This window comes from Wolbachia endosymbiont (group A) of Gastracanthus pulcherrimus (assembly GCF_964028265.1).
Taxonomy (GTDB): domain Bacteria; phylum Pseudomonadota; class Alphaproteobacteria; order Rickettsiales; family Anaplasmataceae; genus Wolbachia; species Wolbachia pipientis.
In genome coordinates, this window is the sequence record NZ_OZ034763.1 from 1,125,360 (window position 1) to 1,150,722 (window position 25,363).

Here is a 25,363-nt window from a genome sequence, read left to right on the forward strand (position 1 = left end):
GATCAGCTATCATCACCATCAGTAGCTTCTTTATTCGCATCTTGCTCTGCCTCTTGTTGCTCAGACTTCTGATTTTGCAATTTTACTTGCCTTAGCTCATTTGCATCTGTTTCGGATTTCACGACGTATATAGTAATTGGTACTACTACTTCACTATGTAATTCTACGTTTACTTGGTATTCACCCAAGTTTTTGATGCTTACTCCACCAAAAGATAAACTACGGTGATCTATCACATGTCCTTCTTGTAGTAAAATTTTCGCAATTTCACGTGTTGTTACAGAACCAAAAATTTTACCATCCTCTGAAGCTTGCTTTATCAATACCACAAACTTATCATGTAGTGACAATGCAAGCTCTTTTGCTACATTTAATCTTTTTATATTCTCTTCTTCCAGTAATAAACGTTGCTCCTCTAGCTTTGTTAAATTTTCCTTGGTAGCTTTCACCGCTTTTCTTTGTGGAAAAAGAAAATTACGTGCATAACCTGGTTTAACTTTGACAACTTCACCAAGCTTACCTAAAGTCCTTATATTTTCCTTTAAAATTATCAACATAAATTACCTAAACTTTTTTAGTACAGTAAGGAATAAGAGCTAAAAAACGTGCCCTTATGATCGCTAAGCGTAACTTCCTTTGTTTTTTTGCACATACGCCTGTTAATCTTCTAGGTAATATCCTACCATAGTCAGAGGTAAACTTGGATAATAAATCTATATTCTTATAATCTATGTCTTCATCTTTAGACGCAGCAAGAGGGCAAACTTTAGAACGCCTAAAGCCAGTCCTATTATTTACAGATACGTATGAATTATTAAAACTATTTCGTCTTTTCATCATTATGCGCTTTGCTCCTCAATTTGTTTATTCATCATATGAGATTTACCTTCAAAAATTTTATCAACCTGCACAGGAAAGTGGCGAATAACGTTCTCATTAAGTTTCATTCTACGCATAAATTCATCCAGAATGCTTGCAGTAGAACTTATGCACATTATACAATAATGACCGCTCTTCATTTTATTTTTGTGATATGCAAAATCCAAAAGACCCCAATGTTCATACTTGATTAATCCTGATGCTTCAATGTTTTTCAAAAGCATTTCCAACGCTTTGCTCGATTGAGCTGGACCGTTTATTCTAAAATCTTTCAAAATATCTTGAAAAATCTTTATTAGATGTTCTGAAATATTTCTCTTCAAAGCATTTACTGCGTTATGGATAAACGCACTTTTAGTACTGCCTCCTAGAAATTTTGTAAAATCTTGCGTTATTCCTAAATCTTTTAGGTCATCTTTCAACTCTTTATCGATTTTTGACTTCACTTCTTTCAAATTTGAAAGATCTTCTTCCAATTCAACCCATAAAATTTTTGTAAGATCTTCCAAGAAATCAGAGTAAGCAACTAGACCTTCTTTAATGTTTTCAGCACGCACTTCTAACTCTTGTGTTGTAAGCTTGTCATTTCCTTTTTTCAGAATATCCCTGATTTGCTGGAACATAACATCTGCTTTAATATTTTTCAATGAAACAGCTAGCTCTTGGACCATCTCCTCTACTTCTTGCTGTAATAATCCTTGTTGTGTTATAAAAGTAAATTCATAAAGATTCACTATATCTTCCTTTAATACCGATTAAATATTTCATTATATAAAGCTTTTTTATATAAGCAAGTTATTTGTATTAATTTCTACGCCTTTAATCCAGCTTAAGTTAGATATTTCATAAATTACTTGAGGAGCAATTGAGTATGCACCTGGTAATAAGATGCTCACTTTATGTTTTTCGAGAAGAAGTTTTAGCATTATTTTGGTTCTGCCTTCATCTTTCAATATTGCGTTTAATTCCATAGCGGCTTTTTGCGAATCCGTGCACTCAGTGGTGAGAACTAATTCTTTTATTGTAGAAGTGATTCTTTTTGTAAACTCAGATATATCTTTGCCTGCTAATCTTGTTGTATTTTCCGAAGCTTCAAGATCAATTATCACAAATGTTCCTGGTGAAAATAAATCTCTTTTTTCTTCTATTATTTCATTATTATAGAATGCTATTTCAGAAACGTTATGGGGATCAGAAAGTGTGAGGATAACAAACCTTCCACGCTCTGAAGTTCTCATACGTGCATTTAATATTACCCCAGCAGTTTTTGCTGTTCTATTTTCTCCGATAAACCCAATATTTAACTTTTCCAGAAGAGTTCTAAATTTTTCAAGCGGATGATTAGTTAAATAAAATCCTAGTGAAAATAACTCATGTTCTAATTTTTCCTCTTCATCAAAATCTTCCACATTCTCAAGTTTCGGTTTGAGGACATCAAGACTACCAAACAAAGCAGCTTGACTTGATTCTCTATCCTGTTTGTTTTTATTTGCAAAGTAAATCAGCGTGTCCATTGACTCATATAGCTGCTTTCTGTTCTTATGCACGCTATCGAATGCTCCGGATTTAATCAGGCTTTCTAGCGCTCTCTTATTTATTGTATGACCTGAATTTTGAATGAATTCCCATATGTCCTTACAAGCGCTTGAATGTACGTTCACTATTCCTTCCGCTATAGAAAAACCAACATTCCTCAAGGCAGCAATACCATAACGTATGCGTTCATCCTCTATTGAGAATTCAGCTTGAGACTTGTTTATATCAGGTGAAAGAACGGTAACGCCACTAAACTTTGCTGCATGATAAAATAAATTCAGTTTATCTCTATCATCAATATTCAGATTCATTAGTGCTGTAAAAAATTCTAATGGATAATTAGCTTTAAGGTAAGCCGTTTGATAAGATATCACCGCATATGCTGCAGCATGAGATTTATTGAACCCATAACCAGCAAATTTTGCAACAAGGTCAAAAATATAACTTGCCCTGTCATAATCAACGCCATTCTTCGTTGCCCCTTGGATGAAAAGTTCACGTTGTTTATCCATCTCTTCCTTGATTTTCTTACCCATGGCACGTCTCAGCAGATCTGCTTCCGCTAAGCTATACCCGGAAAGAATACGGGCTATTTCCATCACTTGTTCTTGGTAAATTATTACCCCAAATGTCTCTTTTAATACTTCCTCAAGTAACGGATGAATATAATCTGGCTTTTCAAGTCCGTGTTTTCTTGCAACATAAGTTGGAATGTTATCCATAGGTCCTGGACGATAAAGGGAAATTAAAGCGATAATATCTTCAATGCAGTCCGGTTTTAGTTTAATTAAAGCTTCTCTCATTCCCGAACTTTCAAGCTGAAACACTCCAATTGAATCACCGCTTGAGAGTATCTCATAGGTTTTTTGGTCATTTAAAGGAACTGAAGAAATATCAATCTTTTTTCCATCACGATTAATTAAACGACATACATGATCTATTAGCGTTAGCGTACCAAGCCCAAGAAAATCAAATTTTATTAGCCCAGCTTTCTCCACATATTTCATGCTGTATTGAGTGATTGGCAAAGCTGAATTTGGATCATAATACACAGGAACAAAATTTTCCAACTTTTGATCACATATTACAATTCCAGCAGCATGGGTTGAAACGTGACGATATATTCCTTCAAGCTTAAGAGATATATCAAGAAGCTTTGCAATTACCTCATCACTATCCCGCTCTTTCTGCAGGTTTTGATCAAACTCTATCGCTTGTGATAAAGTTACAGGATTTACTGGATTAAATGGAACCATTTTAGATATTTTATCCACTTGAGAGTAAGGCATTTGCAATACTCTACCAACATCACGCAATACTGCCCTTGCCTGCAATTTACCAAAAGTGATTATTTGAGCAACATAACCGTACTTTTTCTGAACATAATCAATAACCAGGTCCCTTTTCTCTTGGCAGAAATCGATATCAAAGTCAGGCATCGATACACGATCAGGATTCAAAAATCTTTCAAATATTAGGCCAAACTTTATTGGATCAAGGTCTGTAATCTGCAAGCCCCAAGCAACAATTGATCCAGCACCAGAGCCTCTTCCTGGACCAACTGGAATGCCATTTGCTTTGCTCCAACGAATGAAATCAGAAACTATCAAAAAGTAGCCAGCGTAGTTCATCGAAGTTATCACACTCAGTTCGTAATTCAGCCGATCGTAGTATTGTTTAAGGTCTATGTCTGTCTCATTCGCAATACGGAATTCTAATCCTGCAACTGCCTGCTCCCTCAGTTCTTCATTCTCAGTTTTATTTTCTCGACAAGGAAATTTAGGCAAAATAGGCTGCCTGCTTCTTGGCATGTAAGAGCACCGCTTAGCTATCACTAAAGTGTTATGAATTGCTTCGGGAATGTCGCTGAACAGCTCCTCCATTTCTGCCACAGACTTGAAGTAATGCTCGGTAGTTAACTTCTTTCTGTTATTCTCCAGGGCATAACTCCCCTCCGATATACACGTTAATATATCATAAGCCTCATAGTCAGACCTATTTGGAAAAAACACATCGTTCGTTGCAACTAGTGGTATATTGCGCTGATAAGCAAAGTCTATCAAAGCTTCTTCAAGCTCTAGCTCTTTATTCAACCCATGACGCTGCAATTCAACATATAAATGACCATTGAATGCTGAAAGCAGTTTTTCAACCGTTTCTTTATCTTGCCCCAACAATAGTTGAGCCAAACATCCACCGGTTAAAGCGATCAGACCCGTACTTAAATTCAATAGCTCATCAAAATCAACGTAAGGAATATCGCTGTTATTCTTGCGCTTTCTAAAAGACTCACTCACCAAAGTGACTAAATTAGTGTACCCTTGCTCATTTTTTGCAAGCAATAATATAGGTAAATTTTGTTCTGAATGTTTAACTATAATATTGCATCCTATTATTAGCTGTATTCCCCTACTTGCCGCATATTCTGCAAATTCAAGTGAGCCAAACAAGTTACCTGAATCAGTAATTGCAACCGCTGGCATTTTATTTCGCAAACAAAGGCCGATCAGCTCCTCAATTTTAACCGAGCTTTCAAGCAGCGAATAAACACTATGAACACGTAAGTGTATGAACATAAGAAACTTCAGATCAACAAAAAAGGATAACATTAATTTACTCATGAGAACATAATTTTCATGAGAACAAAAGCCTATAAAATTCTAAAATTAAAATACAAAAACTTACTTGACAAACTCCGCCAGCTCCCTTATCATGATAGTGAAGCTATTGTATTTGCTTTCGCCAATCTGCAGATTAAAAGGTAAGGATTACTTAATGTATCGGCGTCTTATGTTCAATTTTTTGCAGTATATAGATACTGTATGTCTTTACAAAACTTCATCTACATCTAGATTTTTATCTAAATAAGCTGAACGCGCTTATAAAGCGTTACAAGACATCAAAAAATGCCAATACTCGACAGAGATAGTAAAAGACTAGCTAACTCGGGGATTCTTTGTCTTTTTTTCTGCTTAGTAAATTTCTTAAACATTTGCAGCGTAAGTTAGTTGCAATTAAAAGCGGCTGAATCTCGCTTGTCAAGCGTTTAAAACATAAAAAACGCCAATATTTTAAAGCGGATAATAACCACGGGGCTTCTTTTGCCTTTTTTTTCATTTGGTAAATTTCTTAACGTTTGTAGCTAAAAGAGCCCAAGAGAGGTCAGTGCTCCTTTTTTTGTCATCCCAGTGCCCAGACACTGGGATGGCTTTGTTGCATCGCTCTTCGGATAGTAGGTAACGTACAATAAATTCATGAAGCTATCTCAAACTTAGCCATGCCTATTTCAGTAAATTTGTTAAGCAAATAACACTTGAGTAGCAGTTCCTTCTCACGATTAATTTCAGATTTGCTCCTAAAACTAAACCCAAATATTCGCTTCAACCTTGAGAAAAATCCTTCAATATACGATCTTTTTCCGTAATTTACTTCTTCTTTCCATCTTTTTATACCATTCTCACCATGTAATTTCATTAACTGAATAGCGGCATTTCTATCAAGCATATAATCCAATTTTGGATGCTCTGCTGCGTTGTTTTTCGGAGGAATTTTCGTTTTTATACCATATTGATTACACAGCTTATAGAGCTTTTCTCTGTCATATGCCCTATCTGCATATAGTACTTTTATGACATACTGAAAATCGACTTCTTTTAGCAAATCACAAGCTCCATAGTGATCAGAGTAGACACCGTTACTGTATTTTACAGCTATGGCTTTTTTGCTGTTTGTATTCAACATTACATGCAATTTTCTTGTCTGTTCATAGCTGCGATACTTTCTATCTTCGCTATTTTCTTTGCTATGACCAGGAGTGTTGTTGTATATACTAATTCCTGTACTGTCTATAGCAATTTCGATATCTTCCATATTATTTTCTGCAATCATTGATCTTAATATTGAGTTTCTTAAACCTTCTTGATGATTGTGAATAGCTGATAACTTGCAAATTTTTCCCAATTTGCTCAAGGTATCCTGCTATAAACCCAACTGTTTGCCTCAGGCCTATTCTAAATAAACAAGTTATTATGTGCACCAAAATTACAACTTTATCGCTATAAATATTGTTGCCACCTGGTATTTTTGGACCATTCTCGTACCACTTTTCTATGGCTTCGTTGGTATAATGAAAAATATTTCCTCTTTTTTCTAGAAATTTGTTATATTCGCTATGGTTACTGACCCTCATTTTTTGTGGCATATTTTTTCTTCAACAGTTAAATCGCTATTTATAATGAATTTTGTCAGTAGCCACCAGATTTTTCAGTTGCTATGCAACAAAGCCCACTGGGATCCAGGAATTTTATTAAGTTGGTGAGCATAAAAATAGCTGTTTTAGTTAAAATACAATGTTTTAATGATTATGGAAAGGCTGGATCCCAGTGTCTGGGCACTGGGATGACAAGAAAGAGGCTACTTGGATGACACCCTGACAATCGTCATCCCGCTGCTTGTTAGCGGCTAAGGGATACCGCGAATGAATCGCGGTATGACGTAGGGATTGCATTAGCTATAATTCTTTAGTTTTCACTTTTCTTTTAACCTTGCAATGATATTTTCTTTGCCGATAAAAATTAATAGTTTAGCGAGCTCTGGGCCTGTTTCTGTTCCTGTTAAAGCTAAGCGCAACTGCGTAAATAGGTCTTTTGCCTTTATATCCACTGTTTGTCGAATAGTTTTGACCCATTCTGACAACGTGTTTTCATTACAATCACCTTGGGGCAATGCATTGAACGCAATTTTTATAAGCTCCTTATCAAGAATCACAGGCTCTATATCGGATTTGCATATTTTCCACCACTTGGCCACCTCAGAAAACCTTTCTATATTGTTCCTTATAAAATACCAAAACTCTGAGGAGTCCACTCCAATTTGACTTAAACGGTCTTGCACCATTTCAAATGGCATTTGTTGCAGCACTTTGCTATTTAGCTTGTATGCTTCACTCAAGCTAAATTGCGTACATGCTGAGCTAAATTTTTTAATGTCGAATGAATCAATCAAAGATTGCATACAGGCGCAAGCTTCAATTGGATTGGATGTTCCAAGCTTCACTAAATAACTAACTAGTGCCATCGGTTCAATTTCATCTTCTTTTATAGATTTGATATCCAGCCCACCGACTCGCTTGGATATCTTGCTATCATCAAAATGTAGCAGAGAAAGGTGAGCAAATGTAGGGATTTTCGCTTTTAATGCTTTAATCATTTGAATTTGCACTGCGGTATTAGTTACATGATCTTCCCCGCGTACAATATGGGTTACATTAAAGTCAACATCATCGATAGCAGAAGGTAACATGTATGTGTACATTCCATCTTCTCTCTTTACCACGGGGTCACTTATGCTACTGGTTGCAATATTTATTTCACCTTTAACTTCATCATTCCATTTAACAACTTCATTTCTATCCAACTTAAATCTAAAATGTGGTCTTCTTCCTTCTTGCTCATAACGAATTTTCTCTTGCTCAGTTAGAAGTAACGCGCTTCTGTTATATACCGGGGGAAGTCCTTGTTTTAACTGCAATTTTCGTTTAATTTCTAACTCTTCTCTTGTTTCATAGCATGCATAAATATGCCCTTCTTTTATTAACTGCAAAAACACCTCATTGTAACGCTCAAAGCGCTCTGATTGCTTGAAACTTGCATTCCAATTGATACCAATCCATTTCAAATCTTGTATGATATCATTTATATATTTGACATCTGAACGCTGAAGGTCAGTATCATCAAAACGGAGTAAAAATTTTCCATTTTGATTGCGTGTGTACATCCAACAAACCAAGGCAGTTCGTACGTTTCCTACGTGGAGGTAGCCAGTTGGGCTTGGAGCGAATCTTGTTAGCATTTAAATAGCAATATTGTTTACTCTAATTTATTTTAATTTTATATAAATATATGGCTAGAGCAAGCGAGATCTGCTAATACAATTGAGCAAGAGAAGAATAAGTATGGCTATAGCATTGTGGCACCTTTGATATTTGATGGATTAAGACCATATGATAAATTCAAGAAAATTCACAGCTTGACGACAAAGGCTAATGTAGCATTATATTGGTATCATGACTAACTTAGAAAAGATGAGAGAAAAACTGCAAGATCAAATAAATTATCATAATGTTTTGTATCACCAAAAAAATAAGCCAGAAATAAGTGATGCTGAATATGATGAACTGAAGAAAAAGTTAGCTGAAATAGAGCCAGAAATTTATGCAACACAAGATAGTGTTGGTGCTCCACCTGATGAGAGGTTTTCTAAGGTGGAACATCAAGAACCTATGCTTTCCCTTGAGAATGCTTATGATGAACAAGGTGTAGAGAAATTTTTGTCTAAAATAAAGAGGTTTTTAATTGAGGACAAAATAGAGATATTATGTGAACCAAAAATTGATGGGTTGTCGTTTTCTGCAATTTATGAGGATGGAAGATTTGTTAAAGCTGCAACTCGAGGTGATGGTTTTGTAGGGGAAGATGTCACTCACAATGTTGCAACAATAAAAGGCTTTCCTAAGTTTTTGCAAGGTGTGCAAGGAAGACTAGAAGTAAGAGGTGAAATATACATCAGTAACAGCGACTTTTTAAAGTTAAATGAAAACGATGAATTTGCCAATCCTCGAAATGCAGCCGCTGGTTCTCTAAAGCAATTGGATGCAAACATTACAGCAAGCAGACCTCTTAGATATTTTGCTTATTCTTTGATTGGTGGAGCAGAGAAAAGTCAAAGTGAGGTACTAAATAAGCTTGAGGCACTTGGTTTTTGCGTAAATGAGCATCAGTCCTTAACGAGTAGTTTAGATGGAATGCTGAAGTTCTATAATGAAGTCTATAACTGTCGCTATAACTTGGATTATGATATTGATGGAATAGTCTATAAAGTAAATGATTTGGTACTACAAAATCGTCTAGGGAATACTCACAAAGCACCGCGCTCAGCACTTGCATACAAGTTTTCTGCGGTTTATGCAAAAACAAAGTTAAACAAGATATTTATACAGGTGGGCAGAACAGGGGTTTTAACTCCAGTTGCAGATTTAGTGCCAGTCAATGTTGGTGGGGTGCTAGTTAGTAGAGCAAGTCTGCATAACCAAGATGAGATAAAACGTAAAGACATAAGAGAGGGAGATATTGTAACAATCAAAAGGGCAGGGGATGTAATTCCCCAGATCGTTGAAGTAAGCAGAGATTCTCGTCTTCCAAATACACCTGAATTTGTGTTTCCTGAAGTATGCCCTGAATGTGGTAGTAAAGTACGTCAGGTTGAGGGAGAGGCTGCAGTAAGATGTCCTGAGGAATTTGCCTGTAAAGCTCAAATAATAGAAAAACTAAAGCATTTTGTATCGAAAGATGCATTTGACATTGTTGGCCTTGGTGATAAGCAGATAGAGTTTTTTTACAACCTTGGTCTGATAAAACAAATTCCCGATATTTTTACTTTAGAAGAAAGATTGGATGAATTTAATCTGGAAGAACAGTCTGGTTGGGGCAAGAAATCAATAGCTCATTTATTAAATGCTATACAAAGCAGAAGGGTAATAACTCTAGATAGGTTTATATTTTCTTTAGGTATTAGATTTATTGGCCAAGTTGCAGCAGAATTGCTTGCAGATTATTATGTTTCTTATGATAATTGGTATAATTCGATGATTGAACTGTCATCAGATAATACTGAGCTAGTAGGTATAGACGGCATAGGAAAAAAAGTAGCTGAATCTTTGGAATCATTTTTTTCTAAGGAACATAACATCAAAATGTTAAATGATCTTACTGCTTGTCTTCAAATTCTTCCTGTGAGCTCCAACTCTAGTAACTCTGTTTTAAATAATAAAATTATAGTGTTTACTGGTAAGCTACTTGCTATGAGTAGAGGAGAGGCAAAAGTAAGAGCCAAAACTCTAGGAGCAAAGGTCAGCTCACATCTTTCTGCTAAAACTGACTACCTAATTGCAGGAGAAAAACCAGGATCCAAATATAAAAAGGCAGTGGAATTAGGTGTAGAAATTTTAGATGAAGACCAGTGGCATAAAGTGATAAGTTTGGGAGTGTTCAAATGAAACTTGGATTGTATATTAAATCAAAGTTGCAAGACTATTTAGAGAGTAGCCAATTCTTTCCATCCAAGAATCATTTTATTGACTTGCCTCAATTTTTCAACAGAAGGCAAGTCTTCTGTGCTGAGCGGTAGGCGGACAGTTTGATGTTCTATAAGACCAATATCATGCAAAAGTGCTTTAGTAGGTATTGGGTTGCTGGCAGTAAATAACGCTTCGCAAGCCTGTTGCCAGATATCTGCCTGAGGGTTCCTGCCATTGAGGCACTTCTTAACATATTCATGTGCTACATATGGCCAAACATTGGAAGCAACGGAAACCAGGCCAGCCGCACCATAAGCGGCCATATCGGATATCATATTATCATCTCCACAAAAGACCTCAATATTTGGTGCAACTTTCTTATACTGAGCTAAAGTATCAACAGTGCCACTTGAATCTTTGATAGCCCAAAATTTTTCGTGGCTGGATAAGTTGCGTACAGTTTCAGCGTGAAGATTTATTCCTGCTCTTGATGGAATATTGTAAAACATAACCGGCACATGTGCTTTCTCAAGCAGCTTTTCAAACCATAAAGTCTGCCCCATAATTCCGGGCTTTGCATAAATGGGAGTTGTCATTAGATAGCCATGAATAGGCATACCCTTGCAAAAATCAAGCCATTCAAGAGTCTGATATAGATTCACTCCTGGTACGCCAATTATAATTTTCGTATTTAATTTTAGCTTACATACGAATTCAACTAATGTACGCTTTTCAGAATCAGTAAGCGATAGGCTCTCACCTGTACTACCCAGCAACACTACGCCATTTTCAGCTTTAACTTGCATTGTCAGTAAACGCTGCAAACTGCTATAATCTATACTATCTCCATTGCAATTAAAAGGAGTAACACAAGCAGTCCATAAAAATGTAGATTTCAATTTAAATTGTTAAAATGGTATTTCATCGTCGAGTAGTTCATCTTTTATATCGTTGTCAAAACTTTCGTGTTTATCTTTTTGTCCTGTTTCACCTTGTTTGTATTCACTCGGCTTGTAATCAGAGTTTGGTCGTGAATCGAGGAGAGTAAGAGCGCTATTAAAATTATATAGAACCACCTCTGTTGTGTATCTTTCACCACCGTTTTGGTCAGTCCATTTTCTAGTTCTCAAAGAACCTTCAACATAAACTTTACTGCCTTTGCGTGCAAAATCTTTGACGATTTTTACTAATCCTTCACTAAAAATTACGATATTATGCCACTCTGTCTTTTCAGAGCGCATACCGGAAAGTTTGTCAGTCCAACTTTCAGACGTGGCTATTGAAAAACTTGCCATTTCTTTTCCATTTTGTGTAGTCCTAATTTCAGGATCTTTTCCTAAATTACCAACTAGTATGACTTTGTTTATGGTACCACCAGACATAATTATGCTCTAAATAAATCCTTTTATTATCTTATGTGAAAATACTATTGTCAAATTTAATTAAAAGTGCGCTTGGAGGGATTCGAACCCACGGCCTTTGCCTCCGGAGGGCAACGCTCTATCCAACTGAGCTACAAGCGCATATATATTTAAGTTATTTAATAGATAAGCCATCCAAGTCAAATTTTTGTTTTGGATAAAGCGTAAACATAATACTCCCATATCCAAAATATACATTTTGAGAATCATTCGCATGCTTTTTTATTGCTTTTTGATCTACGGTCCATACAAAAGTTACATAATTTTCAGTGACTGAGTGCACTTTTAAATCCTTGGTATTTATAAACAGTTTTCCATTTACCCATATTTTCCATGTATCGGGAGAAAGATATAAAATTGAGTCTAAACTCACTACCTTACAGTTGAAATTATCTGATACCTCCTCTTTTACAGCTCTTGAAGATCGTAAATTGAACTTTTCCATTTCATTGACCATTCTATTAACTGGCTCTTCATCAAAAAAAATGCTTTTTACGTTACTATATTGTGACAAAACGTCAAAGTCACTTTCCACTGCTTCTCTTATTATATCGTCCCGATCTGTATAGCTTAGTTTTTGATTGTTGATAAAGAAACACTCTTTTGCACGCAAATTTGCTATATCAATAAAATCGTCGATTTCTTGATTGCCAACTTTAAGAATACTTTCAAAATATCTTTTTTCTATCATCATTCCATACTGAGAATGATGACAAACCATTTCATCATTACCTTGTTTTTCTATATATACGCATAAATTTCCACTATTTAATCCTAATATTTTATGCTCAATAAAATCTTCATTGCCAATATATTGTCGGCAAGAATACTCCTTACAAATTTCTATGCTTTCTATGATATCTTCACAACTGCAATATGCATTAACATTGGAAATGAGTAGCGTAAAAATAAAAAACAGCTTTATGTTCATCACCTTATCTACTTAATATAGTATACCAATCAAAGACTATATTAGCTCTCACTATCTCTATCATATTACCATTCAAAATCTGATTCATAGTTGCAGCATCAATATTTCTCTGCTTATTTAAAATAAGAGATTTGATCATAACATAACCGGGCAGATTTGGAATAGACTGTAGAAATAAAAAAATATGCTTATCGCTGATTGAGCTTAAATTTAGGACCACTTCACTTTTTATTACTTTTGTGCGTTCACTTTTGTTGTGGAGCTCAACTTCTTCGGGTATAGAAATTGATATTTCAGGTTCTAATATATAGTGCTTTTTATATAACTTGCTAAGCTCGAAATTTAAATTTGCAATGTATCTGCTACTATGTAAATTTGAAGAAGAAATTTTTTTCCATAAATCTAGGTTTTTATTTAGAACAACTTCCTTTTTTTGAATTCCAGTAATCTGTAAATTAATAGAACGTATTTTATCAATCGCAATTTGGTTTTTATTATAAATCTTTTCGTTATAGATAACAACATATGTTAATAACCCTATTAATCCAACAGATAATAACAAATACGATATAAACTGAATTGTAGCTTTTCTTTTTAATTGAGAGATAGTCATTAATCTACATTGCCTCTCCTATTTCAACATCAATAGATAGATTTTGCTCTTTAGCAGCAGGTAAGCTAGAAATATTAATGTCATAGGTACGAAAATTATCGTTTAAATTTTTTCGTAGTTTCTCGTATTGATGAGAAATATTTTTACCGGATTGAAAATTAAACTTTAAAGTTGTGGTAATATAACTTTTTGCCTCATTATAATTCCATTCAAATGATCGAAGCTCTATACCTGGTATTTTTAACTTTTCTACATACTTAACTTGTGTAAGAGGAGAGTATTCTATTTTTGATAAAATATTATTGATATTAATAAAATCATAAATTTCATCTATTTTTTTTACATTATAGCTTTGGCTAAGTTTTGTTAATTGGTTATTTAAGGTGTTCTGCTTTGCTGATAAATTATCAGCGACATTGAAATTTGAATACAAATTTAGCAAACAAAGGGTGTTTGTTATAACTAAAACCAGGGCGAAGTATAGAAAAATTCGAGGAGAGTTTAAATAAAGGTAATTGAATAGATAAAATTCTTTAGTTTCCTTTGTATTAAAAATAGCTGCTAATTTATTCTTAAAGCTATGAAACAAAATTATGGTATCGCAAAAGTTATCTTTTTCACTTATAGCTAGTTCTGCTCCTAATAGTTTGCCTAACTCATATGGAGTTAATATGTTCACACTGTTCTCTGAAAAATTTATGACTGATAAACTAGCTTTGATATCTTCTGACACTATGATACAAAGGTCGATAGGGTTATTTTTTTCAAACCCAAACTTAGTTAAGGATCGAATAGTATCTTGCACTTCCTGATATATTCCACCAGCGATAATTCCTGGTAAATTATCATTAGTAAATGATGTTAAGCGCGTAAATACCATTTTATTCTCTTTAAGAACCACTTGTCTATAGCCTCCCGTTTTAGTTGCAGCAACTATAATTTTCCAATTATTAGGATCTTTATGTAGAATCTTTTTTGTTATATTACTTATTTCTATAGGAAACATTAATATTCCCTTAAAGTTGGAGCCTATCTCAATAAACACATTCAACCAATATTCTACTAAATGCTTTGCTTTTGATGAAACAAGAAGATAGCACCAGTTTTGATTGAATTTGTTTGGCTTCTCAACCAAAAAAACTGAACTTATGTCATTATTACGAGAAAAATGCTCCATCTTTGTTTTTGCTGATAGATAGGCACTAATCTTGTTTGCCCTTGTAATAAACTGTAGCGAGTAATTTTGATCTGCATGATTAAGCACCAGGTATAAAGGTGCTTTTTTATCTGACGAAAGACATGAAATTAAATCGGAAACTGCTTTATCGTTTTTGCCCTTAACAAAATACCTTTTATTTAAAGTATTATTTTTAAAATATAGTAACATTATGCCTTCTTCTCCAATAGAAAGCATAAACTTACTTTTGGATTTTGAACTAAACATATTAACAAAGCATATACTTATCTAGAATTAAAAAGGCAATTTATTGAAATTCATTAAACGTTAGAGGGAAATATTGTTATAAATTTTCGCAGCAACATTATTTATATTATAATTTTTTTATAAAATTACCACTAATATTAAGTTGTTTAGATAACAAATTAAGAAAATTCATTAAGACGAATTTGTTGTTTTTCAAATTGTAGGTAAACCTAAGCCACTTTAGCTATATCTGCCGATTGACTTTAATTAATAAGAGTTATTAATCTATTTACTATTCTTGTAATATTATTTCTAATGGTAAAGAAATATATATTTTTCTGGAACAGTTGTTATTTCAGATACAGAATTTATTGTAAGTAAACTAACCATTTGCTGAAGAGCGCTCATCTTCTGTGGTACTTGATGATGGAGCAACTAATTTGCTCAAAATCTCATCTTTTGGTCCCATAGCGTAAATGACACCATCTGACATGAGGATCACCTTATCAACTACGGACAATAACGGTAGCTTGTGAGTGATGATAACAGTAGTAGTATTTTGTTTTCTTGCAATGCCAATTGCATTAATTAAGCATGCCTCTCCATTGCTATCTAAGTTAGCGTTTGGTTCATCAAGTACTAAAAGTTTTGTGTGACCATAAAAAGCTCTGGCAAGTCCAAGAAGCTGTTTTTGGCCGCCAGAGAGCGTTACTCCTCCAGGACCTCCTATTGTTGTATCATATCCATTTGGTAAGCTTAGTATTAGTTCATGTATTCCTGCAATTTTTGCTGCTTTGATTATTTCTTCAGGATTTGGATCTGGCCTCATGCGAGCAATATTAGCTTTGACACTAGTGTTAAATAACTCAATATCCTGAGGTAAGTAGCCAACATAATTACCAAAATTTTCCCGATTCCAAGTATATACATCAGCGCCATCTAGTCTGACTACACCAGATATTGGCTTCCATACACCAACAGTTAATTTTGCGATAGTGGATTTACCAGAAGCACTTGCACCAATAACACCAACTACATCTCCAGGATCTATAATGAATGATATTCCTTTTACTGTCGGCTTATTGCTTCCATAAGGAGTAAAAAATACTCTATCAAATTCCAATTTTCCTTCAGGTTCTGGTAGAGCCATCGTTTGCTCTCTTTTTGGCGATGTTAATATAAGTCTTTGTAGCCTTCCATATGACATTCTAGCCTGATTTAAAAACTTCCAAGTATGAACCGCAGCATCAAATGGTGCTAATACTCTACCCATTAAAATTGAAGCAGCGATGATGCTACCGGCAGTCTTATGAGCTGTGATTGCAAGTAATGCACCTGTTCCAATCACTGATATTTGCAGAGTTGAGCGCAAAAATTTAGTGATTCCAGTAATTACATTAGAGCGATTTTGTGCTTTAATTTGCATTGCTCGGTTCTGATCATTTCGTTTACACCAATCAGAGACTATGAATTCTGACATGCCCATAGCTTCAACCACTTCTGCATTTCTTGTTGCAACATCTATAGCATTGATATTCCGTATAGTTTCTTCGTTGGTTTCTTGTAATATTCGTTTAGTGGCAAGTTCATTCCATATTGCCATAGAGACTAATATAATAATTCCAGTAATAGCTATAAACCCCGTGGAGGTATGTATCATGAAAATCACAACAAGGTAAATTAACGACCATGGAGTATCAAACAGTGAGAATATACCATTTCCTGTAATGAAATTTTTTATCACTCCGAGATCTCGTATTGCTTCACCACTTGAAGTTGAGCTCTGCACTGACGTTAGCCTGATTGACCTTGCTATCAGATCTGGTGTTGCAGTTTTATCGATCCAATCACCTATTTTTGCCATGGCTAAATATCGACAAGTTTCAAGCATTGCAGAACATGCAAATGCAGATAAAGTGATAATTGTCAGCATAGTTAGTGTTGATACACTTTCGCTCGATATCACCCGATCAAGCACTTGAGAGGTATAAAGTGGTAGGAATAACATTAATAAATTGATTCCCGCACTAAACCAAAAGATAAACCAAAATGCACTTTTGCATTTTTCTAGGCAAATATATAGAGTACTTTGCTTCAATTCTTTTTTTATTGATGGCGTAATTTCCACAATCTTCCTCTTAATTTGATTACATGCACCATATACAATTTTTATTACAAAAATATTAATAACGGTAGTTAGCTTACTTTAAGTGAGTAAAATATTAATATATGTGAATAGGAAATATAAACAATGGTAAAAAGAAGTATAGTTAATATTTCCTTCATTGCCTATAGCGAAGCTACGTCATACCGCGATTCATTCCATAGCTGTACGAACATTCATTTTTGAAGGTAAACTGCACAGCAAATGGTGTCATGAAAGTAGCTGACACTGGGATGGCTTTGTTGCATCGCTACTTATGAAAGGCTAACTATAATTAGGATTATAAGCAACTTATTGAAAATCTTGTTTTTTTGCAATCAATCTGATCAAATTTAAGAATAGTAATTTGTTATTTATATTAATAAATTTAATTCTATTGAAAATAGCTAAAGCATTGAAATTCTTGAATTTTAGCCGGATTAGTGAGTGGTAGTGAAATTTCTTTTACTCAAATTTAGGTATTCACTGACCGTTCTTGTTGTAAATACCAGAATAATAAGCTACTGATATTCTCCACCTTTTTTATCTTTAATCCATCATAGCTAGCGATGCAACAAAGCCCACCGATTCATTCTACTGCAACGCAGAAAATTCGTACAATTGTGCATAATGTGGGGCTTCTGGCTACATTTTTCTATTGAACTCACCTTTTCTCTATGTGACAGATTTCGTATTAAATTTTAAATTTAATGCGCCTAGATATACAAGCATTCCTAGCAAAACCATAGGTATAGAAAGCAACTGCCCCATAGTTAAATCAAGCCACAAATAGCCAATTTGATAGTCTGGTTCGCGAAAAAACTCAACGAAAAAACGTGCTATTCCATACCACATAACTGCAATACCAGTTAACGCACCGTGATACAGTCTTATTCTAGTTAAGAAAAACAGTGAATTTGCAACTGCAAAAAGTAGCAGTCCTTCAAAAAGTGCCTCATAAAGCTGGCTTGGATGATGCAGCAAATTATCACCACTCTCTGGAAATACCATACCCCATGGCATAGTTGTAACTCTGCCAAATAACTCTCCGTTTATAAAATTGCCTATGCGACCTAAAAATAAACCTATGGGAACTCCGCAAGAAACTAGGTCCAGTGCATAAAATGTAGGGATATTATGTCTTTTACACGAAATTATTACTGCAAGCAAAACTCCTATAGCACCACCATGAAATGACATCCCTCCTTCCCAGGTCTTCAATATCTCAATAGGGTTGCTTATATAAAGAACTGGATCATATATCAATACGTAGCCAAGTCTACCTCCAAGGATAATACCTACAATAGTGGCTGTTAATAACGAATCGTAAAAATTCTTAGTAAATATTTTTTGGTCATCTAGCTTATGTAAATACCAATATGCAAACACTATACCCAAAACGTAGGCTAAGGAATACCAATATATAGAAACAGGACCGATGCTGAAAATTACTGGATTTAAAGACATATTTTGCTATAAATTATTCTTAGACAATCTACTTTTTTCACGATCCCACTCTCTCTGTTTTATGGTTGCTCTCTTATCGTAGAGTTTTTTTCCTTTTACAATGGCAATTTTAGTTTTTGCAAATCCTTTATCGTTAAAATAGACCGAAAGCGGCACAACAGTTATCCCAGCAGTCTTGATTTGACCAATTAGTTTATTTATCTCCTGTTTATGCAAGAGTAATTTACGTTCCCTTTTTGGTTTATGATTTTTTCGGTTCGCAGCTTTATATTCTGCAATATGCATATTGTGCAGCCATACTTCGCTATTCTTTTCAACAACATAGGCGTCGGAAATATTTACTTTTCTTTCTCTTAGCGATTTAACTTCACTGCTTAATAAGACCATACCCGCTTCAAATTCTTCTAAGATGAAATATTCAAACCTTGCTTTCCTATTTTCTGCAATAACTTCCATATTTAAAGATATCTTTAAGCTTCAATATATTACAGAGTTTTTGACTTAGTTCATAATAAAACAGTTATCCCAATAAATATAAGGTGCCAGGCTAGTCTGATAGCAACAGGATAACAAAAATCAAGTAAGTACTTCTTTTGCCTTTCCAGATACAAGTTCCTGCTTTACTCCTTTCATTTCAGTTTTAGGCTTTGACATTATATATTGACCAGCACCAACTATGAGCGCAGATCCTGCAGCTAGTCCAATTATTGCTGGTACAGATAGGGCAGTAGCAAATGCAAGTGCAACACCAACTATCACTGCAGTTACAAAACACACAATAACACCTTTTACAATTGCATTTTTTGCAGATTGTTCTTTTTCTTTCACAATTGCATTTTTTCCAACCTGTTTTTCTTCCTTTTTCTCTGGAAGCTGCATTACATCTTTATTTTCAGTAAGATCCTTTGGCGTTTTTTTATTCTCATTTTTTAACGTTTGCTTTTTTTCCGCTTCCTCTAAAAGCTGAATTATACCTTGATATTTAGTAAGGTCTCTTGGCGTTTTTCCATCAACATCTTTTAATGAAGGGTCTGCTTCAGTGTGTAGCAGAACTTCCACCACTTTTATTTTGCCATTTTCAGCAGCAAGATGTAAAGGAGTACGTCTATCACCATTGTTTGCATTAACCTTTGCTCCTTTTGCGATTAGAGTTTTTACTATATCTTCGTGGCCATTTTCAGCAGCAACATGCAAAGGAGTCCATCTATCAGCATCCTTTATATTAACATCTGCTTTCTCAACTAGAATTTTTACTACCTCTATGTGGTTATTTTCAGCAGCAAGATGTAAAGGAGTACATCCATCATCATCTTTTGCATTAACATTTGCTCCTTTTGCAATGAGAATTTTTACTACATCTTCGCAGCCCTCTCTGGCAGCAAGATGTAAAGGAGTACATCCATCATCATCTTTTGCATTAACGTTTACTCCTTTATTTAATAGGTTTTTCACCTCCTCCTCATTATTATGTTTAACAGCTGAAAGCAAAGCTTTGATGTTCTCTTGTGCCTTTAATAGAGCTCCTTTTACCACTTCATGGCCTTTTTGAGAAGCAAATGTTAAAGGAGTCCATTTATAATGATCTTTCGCATTAACATCTGCTCCTTTTTCAATTAGAGTTTCTACTATATCTTCGCGGCCATTTGCAGCAGCAAGATGTAAAGGAGTCCACCCATCACTATTTTTTGCATCAACGTTGATTCCTTCTGCTTTTGATAGAACTTGTACTATCTCTTTGTGGCCATTTGTAATAGCAAGATGTAAAGGAGCCCATCCTTTATCATTTTCTGCATTAACATTTGCTCCTTTTCCAATTAGAGTGTTTACTACATTTTCGTGGTTCTTTTCAACAGCAAAATGTAAAGAAGTCCATCCATCACCATTTTTTGCATCAACAATTGCTCCTTTTCCAGTTAGAATGGTTACTACATCTTTGTGGCCATAGTGAGCAGCAATATGTAAAGGAGTAATTTTATTATCATGTTCTGCATTAATATCTGCCCCGTTTTCAATCAGAGCTTTTGCTACATTTGCATAGTTCCAATAAGAAGCAAGATGTAACAATTTGACTTTCTTAGAATTTTGACCACAAGATATAGTAAATATGTAATTTATGTCAGATCCACTATCGTTGTCAGGTTTACTCTTTTCCCGCTCTTGACATAAATCTGGATCTTCTTCTTGTAACTTAGCTTTTATTTTTTCAACTATATTGTCCTTGCTCAAATCTGAAAGGTCATTTATTTTTTTTAATATTTCCATAAATTTGTCATATTTCATAACTTCCTCACTTAAAAAACATAACTTAGTTGTTATATCTTTCAACATAGAAGTCAAGAACCTAAATATTCGTTATTATCTTTCCTTAAAGAGTCATTTAAGTTATATTACAGACTATGAAAAACCTCAACTTTAGGAAGGAAATCAAGTTTTTTTCTCTGTCATTTATAATTTTATTTGTTCTATGGACTGTATTGTCTGGTTATTTTGAGCCGTTTTTTATTTTTTGTGGAGTGTTTTCCTCTATATTCACATCGTTTATCTTTAGAAGGTTGATAAACGCTGAAAGAGCTCTTAGCCAGATTTTAAATAGTACGAGTAGACTATCGTTTTATAAGTTAGTAAGTTATATACCGTGGTTAATGTACCAAATCATTTTATCAAGTGTTTATGTAACAAAAAAGGTGCTACAACTCAAATCTAAGCTTGAACCGATTATTATCCTAAGAAAATGCAAAGGGCATAATGACGAAAGCATTGCGTTATTTGCCAATTCAGTCACAATCACTCCCGGAACTTTAACTATCAATGTTGAAAGCAAGCAAAAAACGTATTTGTCTACCATATGCTTGATAGATAAAAACCTTGAAAGCGGCATTTCTGAAATAGAAAACAAAATCTTAAAAATACTACGTTCAGTTAAGTAATTGCTTTAAATAAGTTAACAGCATCCTTATATTCCCTTACAAGACTTTCAAGCATTTCTTTTGGAAGGCTATTATTAACAATAGAACATAAATAATTATATAAATCTTCTAACCTTAATATGTTATTTCTCTTCTTGCTGTTAAATTTATACGGAAAAATACCTTCCATAACTTCAATAGTAGTAGCCTTGTTTAAAAATACATTTTCACTTGTCACGCTTATTCTTGCTAAAACAGTGTTAATTTCAGGTTCGTCACTCGTATAAAAATCTGATAGCTGAGTTATTCTAATAACGTACAAAGTTACTATTTTTGACAAGCAATTATCAGCATATTCACAATTTTTTATTACCTCCCACTGAGTAACCTGAGATTTACCTATTTTTGCATTGTTCGGTAATTTACTCATTGAACTTTCTCCATTTAATCCAGTGTAATAAATTATACTAATACTTTGTTAAATAAATAATAACGCGATTACAAAAATATATACTTATAGTGGTATATTATACAAAAATAGCACAATATCTAAGCATTAAAGCTAGTTTTAGCTGGATACATGGGGCTATTCGTTATTTTGTGTTGTCCAGTGAGGTCCAAAATTAGAGGTCCACTTATATAAAGAGTTTAGTCTGCCTTCTTTGCTATAAAATAAGTTTTCCTTTTGAGCTGTTTTGTTAGTATTAACTAAATTCTAAACTAACTGTGCTATAATGAAAAAGATAAAACTCGGAATACTAATTTCAGGTAGGGGGTCGAATATGCAGGCCTTAATAGAAGCATGTCAAGATCAGAATTTTTCCGCAGAAGTTGCATGTGTTATCACAAATAATAGCGAAGCTGCTGGTCTGAAAATAGCAGAGCAAGCAGGAATCTCAGCGTTTATTGTTAAAGATAAACCGCTTGATGCTGGTAAAATTCACGAAATACTTGTTCAACATAAGGTTGATTTAATTTGCCTTGCAGGGTTTATGAGAATTCTCAAAGCTGATTTTCTGAGTAAATGGCATAACAAGGTGATAAATATTCATCCCTCTTTACTTCCGTCTTTTAAAGGCCTAAACGCTCAAGAGCAAGCTCTAAAAGCAGGTGTAAAAATTACAGGTTGTACTGTACATTATGTCACTCCTGAAGTTGATGCTGGAGCCATAATTGCTCAAGTTGCTGTGCCAGTGTTACTAGCTGATGATATTCAAAGCCTCTCAGAACGCATTCTAGCTGAGGAGCATAAGTGCTATGTAAAAGCAGTAAGATCAATAGCAGAAAGTATTAATTATTGACCCTGAGCGTTTTTTCCAACTTCAACGAAAAATAAATTTTCGGGTTCCAGTAAAGAACTTGCCAGCTCGTTTACTTTTTCTAGCTTTACGTCATTAATGAGACTTACAAAATTATTTAGACGATTAATATCGCGATTACGTACCTGCATACTAGCCAAGAACACTGCTGTGTTTGCGTTATTAGATAGGGAAAAGATAAAATTATTTACCATACTAATTTTTGTATCTTTAAATAATTGTTCATCAATTCCTTCCTTTTTTATCCTGCTCAATGTATCTCTTATTGCAGATATGGATTGACTGGCAGTAGAGCTATCAGTACTTAAACCTCCGGCTATAATATTTGCATGCGTATAACTAGCCATAGAGGCACTAATACCATAAGTAATTCCAAGATTTTGCCTTAGCTCTTTCATCAGCACTGAATTCAGCCCCATACCACCAAGCGCATTAACCAAAACTTGAGCATTATAGTAGTCTGGATCTTCATAAGCTATACCTTTTTGAGCAAAAAGTATCACACTTTGTGGTATATCCATAAAAATGTTCTTACTTTCTGCAGAACCAAAATCATTTTTCACAGGTATTTTTCTCACTTTTGATCTTTTTGACGGCAATTTAGATAAATATTTATCTAATAGCGTAATAATTTCTTCTTTTTTTGCACAACCAGCAACACTGATAACTATGTTATCTTTAGCAAAATTACGCTTTATGTATGTTAAAACATCGTCTCTAGTAATGCTCATTATAGTATCAAGAGTACCGTACACACTTTTTGAGTAAGGATGTTTTTTAAACAATAACGTATCTAATTCTTTTCCAGCAACAAAATAAGGATTTTTTTCAAGATTATTAAAATCAACTTTGGCTTTCTCGAAAACTTTATTCAACCCTTCAGGGTCAACTTTAGGACGTATTATAGCATCGCTAAGTAGTGAAATACTTTCTTCTAAATTTTCAGACAAAGTTTCTAATGACACTCCGAAACTTTCTAAATCGGGGTAAAAAAGTAAATTTATTCCTTTGATCTTCAGTTTTTTTGCAAAATCCTTAGCGTCATTTTCTCCTGCCCCTTCTTGGATTACAAGAGAAGTAAACCAAGCAAGCCCCTGTTTTTCTGCACTCTCATACACATAACCTGCATCTTTAAATGATATATTCAGTGAAACTTTTGGTAAAGCACAGTTTTCGACAAATAAAAACTTAAATCCTTTACGGGTAGTGACCTCCTCTATATTTAAGCTACCACTTGCTTGTAAATTAAAGCTTAGGCAGAAAAAAAACAGAAGTACAAATTTACTTATTCTCATTGTTATCTCCTTTTGGTAATAAACGACCAATTAACTTATTGGAAGAAAAGATAGTACGAATTTTGTTATTTACATCCTCTAAATTAACATCATCTATTTTGCTATATGAAATATCTATTTCATCAAGTGGAATACCAAGTGCAAGGTGTGGCACATAGAACATCGCTATATGAGTTAAGTCAGATAGATTATCAAACTGTGCTGCTTTGTATCTATATTTCGAGCTTTGCAACTCCTCATCCGTTATTCCTTTAGACATGAAGTTATTAATAGCATTATCTAACTCTCTTTCAACAATATCTAAATTAACTCCGCTTTTTGGAATGACCTGAATATCAATGTAGCCATCACTAAAAGCTAGGCTATTATAATAAGCAAACACTGATACTGCCACATCTTCATCTAAAACCAGATCATTATACAGTTTGCTGGATTTGCCGCCACCTAAAATTTCAACCGCTAAATGAGCAGCGGAAGCTTCATTTATATGCTCAAATAAGGGTACACGATAACGAAAATATAAAACTGGTTCTTTTACTTCAGTGCTCTCTAAGGTCACCGATAGACCTGCATTATGCACTGGATCCTGATTTGGGTAATTTCTCATTACAGGCTTAGCTTTAATTTCGCCATATTTTTCTTCTGCTAATTTCACTACTTCATCAAGTTCCACATCACCCACAATCAGCAATATTGCATTACCAGGGTGATAATAACTATCGTGAAACCTCACTATGTCATCCTGATTGTAAGTTTTGATATCGCTCTCCCAGCCAATAACAGATCTACCATAGCCATTACGGTAAAATGCACTATCCATTTCTTCCCACAACAAGTTATGAGGTTGGTTATCAAATCTCATTTTTCTTTCTTCCAGTACAATGTTTTTTTCTCTATCTATTTTGTCTTGAGTAACATTAAAGCTGCCCATTCTATCTGCTTCAACTTCCATTGCCAGTGGTAAATCTTTTTTGGGGACTAACTCATAATAACAAGTATACTCTTTAGTGGTAAACGCGTTAAATTGAGCCCCAATGCTACTCATAGTGGCTTCTATATCTGTGAACTTTCCTGTAGTTTCAAACATTAAATGTTCAAAGTAGTGAGCCAATCCTGCTTTGCTGATTGGATCATCCATTCCCCCAACTTTGTATATTACTGCATGTAAAACGGCTGGAATCCGATGATTAGAAACAACATAAACATCTAGTCCGTTACTGAGTTTAGTATATTTTATGTTGTGCTCTATGTTTAAAGCATTCGAAGAAATTGGGTAAGTAAAAAAAAGTACAGGTAGTATAAGAAAACTAAAAAACTTATGAAGCATTATTTCGACCTAATATAAAAACAATTATT

At 34.4% G+C, this 25,363-nt stretch carries 23 protein-coding genes and 1 tRNA gene; 4 read left to right on the plus strand and 20 right to left on the minus strand.

Going from position 1 to position 25,363, the window contains the following annotated elements:
• Positions 1 to 2: 2 nt before the first annotated feature.
• The 6 genes from rplI to ABWU47_RS05870 form a co-directional block, all read right to left on the minus strand.
• Positions 3 to 557 carry a 50S ribosomal protein L9 gene (gene rplI, locus ABWU47_RS05845; protein WP_006279792.1) on the minus strand — a complete coding sequence of 185 codons (555 nt, stop codon included), beginning with the start codon at positions 555 to 557 and terminating at the stop codon, positions 3 to 5.
• A 7-nt stretch (positions 558 to 564) separates the two neighbouring features.
• A complete protein-coding gene (gene rpsR / locus ABWU47_RS05850; RefSeq protein ID WP_007548890.1) occupies positions 565 to 840 on the minus strand; it encodes a 30S ribosomal protein S18 in 276 nt (91 codons plus the stop codon).
• Positions 840 to 1,613, minus strand: a complete 774-nt coding sequence (locus ABWU47_RS05855) for a 30S ribosomal protein S6 (RefSeq protein WP_077188216.1) — start codon at positions 1,611 to 1,613, stop codon at positions 840 to 842. The genes rpsR and ABWU47_RS05855 overlap by 1 nt, the downstream gene beginning before the upstream one ends.
• Before the next feature lie 48 nt (positions 1,614 to 1,661).
• On the minus strand, positions 1,662 to 4,991 hold the full coding sequence (gene dnaE / locus ABWU47_RS05860) for a DNA polymerase III subunit alpha (protein WP_077188217.1): 3,330 nt from the start codon (positions 4,989 to 4,991) through the stop codon (positions 1,662 to 1,664).
• Between the two features lie 676 nt (positions 4,992 to 5,667).
• Positions 5,668 to 6,303, minus strand: coding sequence for a transposase (locus ABWU47_RS05865; protein ID WP_082246250.1), 636 nt, complete (start codon positions 6,301 to 6,303; stop codon positions 5,668 to 5,670).
• Positions 6,287 to 6,616, minus strand: coding sequence for a transposase (locus tag ABWU47_RS05870; protein WP_049973609.1), 330 nt, complete (start codon positions 6,614 to 6,616; stop codon positions 6,287 to 6,289). Before ABWU47_RS05870 ends, ABWU47_RS05865 begins: the two co-directional genes overlap by 17 nt.
• A 71-nt stretch (positions 6,617 to 6,687) precedes the next feature.
• Here ABWU47_RS05870 and ABWU47_RS05875 point away from each other — a divergent pair, with 71 nt between their 5' ends.
• A complete protein-coding gene (locus ABWU47_RS05875) occupies positions 6,688 to 6,840 on the plus strand; it encodes a hypothetical protein (protein WP_338482437.1) in 153 nt (50 codons plus the stop codon).
• 102 nt (positions 6,841 to 6,942) lie between these two features.
• Here the strand turns inward: ABWU47_RS05875 and gltX are convergent, their stop codons facing one another.
• Positions 6,943 to 8,265: a glutamate--tRNA ligase gene (gltX, locus tag ABWU47_RS05880; RefSeq protein ID WP_077188218.1), complete on the minus strand. Its 1,323-nt coding sequence runs from the start codon at positions 8,263 to 8,265 to the stop codon at positions 6,943 to 6,945.
• A gap of 214 nt (positions 8,266 to 8,479) precedes the next feature.
• Between gltX and ligA the strand changes: the two genes are divergently transcribed.
• Positions 8,480 to 10,468: an NAD-dependent DNA ligase LigA gene (ligA, locus tag ABWU47_RS05885; protein ID WP_353285626.1), complete on the plus strand. Its 1,989-nt coding sequence runs from the start codon at positions 8,480 to 8,482 to the stop codon at positions 10,466 to 10,468.
• A 38-nt stretch (positions 10,469 to 10,506) separates the two neighbouring features.
• Here ligA and dapA read toward each other — a convergent pair whose 3' ends face one another.
• The 10 genes from dapA to ABWU47_RS05935 all read right to left on the minus strand — a co-directional run bounded on the left by dapA (position 10,507) and on the right by ABWU47_RS05935 (position 20,815).
• On the minus strand, positions 10,507 to 11,388 hold the full coding sequence (gene dapA / locus ABWU47_RS05890) for a 4-hydroxy-tetrahydrodipicolinate synthase (protein WP_077188220.1): 882 nt from the start codon (positions 11,386 to 11,388) through the stop codon (positions 10,507 to 10,509).
• 9 nt (positions 11,389 to 11,397) lie between these two features.
• Positions 11,398 to 11,871: a single-stranded DNA-binding protein gene (gene ssb / locus ABWU47_RS05895; RefSeq protein ID WP_006279368.1), complete on the minus strand. Its 474-nt coding sequence runs from the start codon at positions 11,869 to 11,871 to the stop codon at positions 11,398 to 11,400.
• 67 nt (positions 11,872 to 11,938) lie between these two features.
• A tRNA-Arg gene (locus tag ABWU47_RS05900) sits at positions 11,939 to 12,012 on the minus strand.
• Positions 12,013 to 12,025: 13 nt separating this feature from the next.
• Positions 12,026 to 12,841: a hypothetical protein gene (locus ABWU47_RS05905; protein ID WP_065094808.1), complete on the minus strand. Its 816-nt coding sequence runs from the start codon at positions 12,839 to 12,841 to the stop codon at positions 12,026 to 12,028.
• Positions 12,842 to 12,845: 4 nt separating this feature from the next.
• Positions 12,846 to 13,454, minus strand: a complete 609-nt coding sequence (locus ABWU47_RS05910; RefSeq protein ID WP_015589194.1) for a hypothetical protein — start codon at positions 13,452 to 13,454, stop codon at positions 12,846 to 12,848.
• Between the two features lie 4 nt (positions 13,455 to 13,458).
• Positions 13,459 to 14,898: a hypothetical protein gene (locus ABWU47_RS05915; protein WP_015589193.1), complete on the minus strand. Its 1,440-nt coding sequence runs from the start codon at positions 14,896 to 14,898 to the stop codon at positions 13,459 to 13,461.
• Between the two features lie 361 nt (positions 14,899 to 15,259).
• Positions 15,260 to 17,005, minus strand: a complete 1,746-nt coding sequence (locus tag ABWU47_RS05920; RefSeq protein WP_353285627.1) for a type I secretion system permease/ATPase — start codon at positions 17,003 to 17,005, stop codon at positions 15,260 to 15,262.
• Between the two features lie 690 nt (positions 17,006 to 17,695).
• Positions 17,696 to 18,487, minus strand: a complete 792-nt coding sequence (lgt, locus tag ABWU47_RS05925; protein WP_010962823.1) for a prolipoprotein diacylglyceryl transferase — start codon at positions 18,485 to 18,487, stop codon at positions 17,696 to 17,698.
• A gap of 6 nt (positions 18,488 to 18,493) precedes the next feature.
• Entirely contained in the window at positions 18,494 to 18,943 is a 450-nt protein-coding gene (gene smpB / locus ABWU47_RS05930) for an SsrA-binding protein SmpB (protein WP_006279384.1), read from the minus strand.
• Positions 18,944 to 19,063: 120 nt separating this feature from the next.
• Positions 19,064 to 20,815: an ankyrin repeat domain-containing protein gene (locus tag ABWU47_RS05935; RefSeq protein WP_353285628.1), complete on the minus strand. Its 1,752-nt coding sequence runs from the start codon at positions 20,813 to 20,815 to the stop codon at positions 19,064 to 19,066.
• A gap of 68 nt (positions 20,816 to 20,883) precedes the next feature.
• On the opposite strand from ABWU47_RS05935, the gene ABWU47_RS05940 reads away from it, so the two are divergent.
• Positions 20,884 to 21,414, plus strand: a complete 531-nt coding sequence (locus ABWU47_RS05940; protein WP_077188223.1) for a Na+/H+ antiporter subunit E — start codon at positions 20,884 to 20,886, stop codon at positions 21,412 to 21,414.
• On the opposite strand, the gene ABWU47_RS05945 is transcribed toward ABWU47_RS05940, so the two are convergent.
• Positions 21,407 to 21,823 (minus strand): hypothetical protein, encoded by a 417-nt coding sequence (locus ABWU47_RS05945; RefSeq protein ID WP_006279382.1) that lies wholly within the window; start codon positions 21,821 to 21,823, stop codon positions 21,407 to 21,409. The genes ABWU47_RS05940 and ABWU47_RS05945 overlap by 8 nt on opposite strands.
• Before the next feature lie 304 nt (positions 21,824 to 22,127).
• Here ABWU47_RS05945 and purN point away from each other — a divergent pair, with 304 nt between their 5' ends.
• On the plus strand, positions 22,128 to 22,694 hold the full coding sequence (purN, locus tag ABWU47_RS05950) for a phosphoribosylglycinamide formyltransferase (protein ID WP_077188224.1): 567 nt from the start codon (positions 22,128 to 22,130) through the stop codon (positions 22,692 to 22,694).
• Here purN and ABWU47_RS05955 read toward each other — a convergent pair.
• Together ABWU47_RS05955 and ABWU47_RS05960 are read right to left on the minus strand one after the other, a co-directional pair.
• Entirely contained in the window at positions 22,688 to 24,007 is a 1,320-nt protein-coding gene (locus tag ABWU47_RS05955; protein WP_077188225.1) for a M16 family metallopeptidase, read from the minus strand. The genes purN and ABWU47_RS05955 overlap by 7 nt on opposite strands.
• Complete coding sequence (locus tag ABWU47_RS05960; RefSeq protein WP_077188226.1) at positions 23,994 to 25,334, minus strand: M16 family metallopeptidase; 1,341 nt, start codon at positions 25,332 to 25,334, stop codon at positions 23,994 to 23,996. Before ABWU47_RS05960 ends, ABWU47_RS05955 begins: the two co-directional genes overlap by 14 nt.
• Between the last annotated feature and the right edge of the window lie 29 nt (positions 25,335 to 25,363).